Origin of the sequence: Vibrio sp. IB15 (assembly GCF_016406055.1) — a bacterium.
Classification (GTDB): Bacteria; Pseudomonadota; Gammaproteobacteria; order Enterobacterales; family Vibrionaceae; genus Vibrio; species Vibrio chagasii.
This window is the reverse complement of the sequence record NZ_JAEFCE010000118.1, coordinates 1-3,331: the sequence shown is the minus strand read 5'-3', so window position 1 is coordinate 3,331 and position 3,331 is coordinate 1. Positions and strand designations below refer to the sequence as shown.

Annotated in this window: 2 tRNA genes, 3 rRNA genes and 1 pseudogene; all 6 read left to right on the top strand. The window is 43.7% G+C overall.

From position 1 onward, the window contains the following. Positions 1-168, top strand: a 23S ribosomal RNA gene (locus JC606_RS22820); the annotation flags it as partial. Between the two features lie 91 nt (positions 169-259). Continuing rightward, a 5S ribosomal RNA gene (gene rrf / locus JC606_RS22815) occupies positions 260-375 on the top strand. A 39-nt stretch (positions 376-414) separates the two neighbouring features. Continuing rightward, positions 415-491 (top strand) — tRNA-Thr (locus tag JC606_RS22810). Between the two features lie 42 nt (positions 492-533). After that, a 5S ribosomal RNA gene (gene rrf, locus JC606_RS22805) occupies positions 534-649 on the top strand. Between the two features lie 30 nt (positions 650-679). Then, positions 680-756: transfer RNA gene (locus JC606_RS22800), tRNA-Asp, on the top strand. Between the two features lie 1,672 nt (positions 757-2,428). Next, positions 2,429-2,824: pseudogene (locus tag JC606_RS22795) on the top strand (DUF2391 family protein). Positions 2,825-3,331 lie beyond the last annotated feature (507 nt).

Here is a 3,331-nt window from a genome sequence, read left to right as displayed (position 1 = left end):
GATAACCGCTGAAAGCATCTAAGCGGGAAGCGAGCCCTGAGATGAGTTTTCCCTGGCGCTTTAAGCGTCCTAAAGGGTTGTTCAAGACTAGAACGTTGATAGGCAGGGTGTGTAAGCGCTGTGAGGCGTTGAGCTAACCTGTACTAATTGCCCGTGAGGCTTAACCATACAACACCCAAGGGGTTTTGATGGACTCAAAGATACAAACGCTTGAATGAGTTTGAGAGAATAGAAACAGCTTTCCGAATTTTAAAATTTGCTTGGCGACCATAGCATTGTGGACCCACCTGATTCCATGCCGAACTCAGAAGTGAAACACAATAGCGCCGATGGTAGTGTGGGGCTTCCCCATGTGAGAGTAGGACATCGCCAGGCTTTAAATTTTTAGAATCGTTTTTAAACGGTTCTTGAATTGCTGATATAGCTCAGCCCGGTAGAGCGCACCCTTGGTAAGGGTGAGGTCCCCAGTTCGAGTCTGGGTATCAGCACCACGATTTAGTTGATTTGATTAATCAAGTTAACAAAAGAATTTGTTTGACGACCATAGCATTGTGGACCCACCTGATTCCATGCCGAACTCAGAAGTGAAACACAATAGCGCCGATGGTAGTGTGGGGCTTCCCCATGTGAGAGTAGGACATCGTCAGGCTCAAATTGCTTTAAGCTGAATAGACACTGCGGAGTGGTAGTTCAGTTGGTTAGAATACCGGCCTGTCACGCCGGGGGTCGCGGGTTCGAGTCCCGTCCACTCCGCCACTTATCAGAAAGCCTAGTCTTACGACTAGGCTTTCGTCGTTTCTAGAGATAGATATTTTGGTCTTCGACCAACGAGTCCCGGTCGTCTGATCCCCCAGCTATTCCGCCACTTATACTAAGCTCAAGCATAACTGCTCGGGCTTTTTTACGTTTGAATGATTGTGTTCCGCTTCGGTTGAAAGAATCCCGCAAAAGGTTTGCTCGTTGTCCGCAACCCGGCGACCCCACTATTTATTAGAAAGCCTAGCCTTATGACTAGGCTTCACTTGTTTTAGGAAATAGATAATTTGGTCTTCGACTAATGAGCCCTGACCGTCTGCGAACACTACCTTTATGTCATTCATAGAGAAGTCCAGCTAGAAATAGCAGGACTTTTTTACATTCGAATCATTGCAAATCGCCCCGGTTGTCAGCAATCCCGACCATGCCTCCAATGGTGGGAAATCTAGTCCGACGATTAGGCTTACGTCGTTTGTGAGTATTGTTAATTTACCTTGGAATGTACATTTTGCTTGGCCAGGAGCAAAGGTACAGAAGAACCTCAATTTATCGACATGCCTTGTTAGAAGTAGTTTGGCTTGGTTACTTCCGAATTATGATGATCTCTCTTTGAAGTGCGTTAAACAAGTCTTGGAGCTCTCACTATAGCTTTCCTGCTTTTCGGTGCTTACCGAGAAGGTAGGTAGTGTCGTGAAGCGCTATTGCTTTGATGTATGGCAACCTAGTCCGCGGTTAAACTTGCCTTCTAATGAGCCTTTAAGAGGCCCTGAGTTACCCGGGAGCAGTACTCTACTGACAATTTCGTTGTAAGCTTTTTATTGTAATGAATAGTCGAAACATCTCGGTAGTCTAACTACTTCTTTTAAAGAGGTGCTAGCGTGCCTTTCATTGCTTCTTATCTAAATATTTCCTATCCCCTGATGCTTGGACCTTCAGCTCTCCTTATTGCGTTTTGTCACTGTCATTTGTGGAAGAAGCCTTACGGTCTGTCTAGCGCAATAGAGAGGTATTTCCATGGGGATTCCTATCTGGTATCTATTAATACACAACAGATCTATGCTTTTAGCAATTCCAGCGGTGGGCACTTTATAGAAGCATTTACAAGGTACTAGTTCTGCTGAGATTTGCTTATTCATACGTTCTATAAACCGTAACCTATTTCTTTGTATTCAGAAGGTATAGGAGACTGTTCACTATGATATAGCTAGCCTTTAGCTCGGTTTTGAGAGTGTGGGTATCAGAATTGTTGTTTAGCCCTCAAAGGTAGACTCCCTTCAAGTCATCCATTGCCGATCAATGCTCTTTTACTTCTCATTGAAATGCCGTCCTTACACCCTCAAGAACAGATATCTTCAACTATATTGTATTTGTGACAGTATATTAGAAGGTAAGTTTTTTCAGGTTTGGGGTGAGCAATATTGGTACACACGCCGAAGGTTTATTGCCCTTAAGCATCGTACTCGAAGCCTATGTACATTCTACGAGCGTGTGGAAGCGTTAAGATTATAATTAGTAGAATTTGATTTTTTTGCTCTCCGGTTCAACTCTTAGTTGGCTTTAGGTGGTTAATATGAAGTACCGGAAGTCACTTTTAACTTTTAGTGATTCCAGTATTTAGAGAGTTGAGAATAATTACTGTGGGATCGCAGAGAAGGCTCGAGTAGGTAATGTAATGAAACTGAGTTTTAATTTTGAAGATGCAGGCCAGATCTTTGTTGGATCTTTTGCTCTGGCTGTTCCAATCTCTTTTTCTGAAGAAGCCTGGAGACTAGGATAGACGTTGCCTGCCGAAAATTTATTGCTGTTGTTTATGTTATCCGCAGTCTTTCTTGGTTTTTATACTTATGAGAGCGTTTTCCAAAAAGATGTCGTTGCCCGAATTCCTGTGTTCATTTTTAGAATCGTTATCGCTTATGCCATGACGGCCATGGTCGTAGCATTAGTATTGACTTGTCTAGATAAACTTCCTTTATTGACTGACCCTGTAGTTTCAATCAAGAGAGTGATTGTTATTTCTATGCCAGCCTCTATGGGAGCGATTGTGGTGGATAGTTTTGATAAAGAGTAATCGTAGTGGCTAAGGAGAGCGTGGCGATTTACAGTGACACTGAGAGCGATCAGCGCGATGTTTTAAAATTGGAAGCTCTAAATCGCCACACTATACAGATCTTCGATTTATGATCCGTCGTTATCACCAGAGTAATTTTCGATGAAGTGTTTTTACTAAGTGAACTTTACCACTTGAGATGAATGGCTATGGTTTGATTACCTCTAGATAAAGAAAGGTATTTTGGATGTGATAAAAGGCAAGGATGTTTAAAGAAGGTAGGAAAGAGATGCGTGATCTTCAGGTGCAAAAAAGCCGCATCAATGATGCGGCTTCTTCTTTATTGGCTCCCCTTGCGGGATTCGACGCGGCCGGCTAGGGCGGTCCGACGATTCGGCTGAGACATTGCTTTGGCACAAAGCAGGAGCGTTAGATACGAAAAAGCCTCATCGTGTGATGAGGCTTTCTCTAAAGTGGCTCCCCCTGCGGGACTCGAACCTGCGACATACGGATTAACAGTCCGCCGTT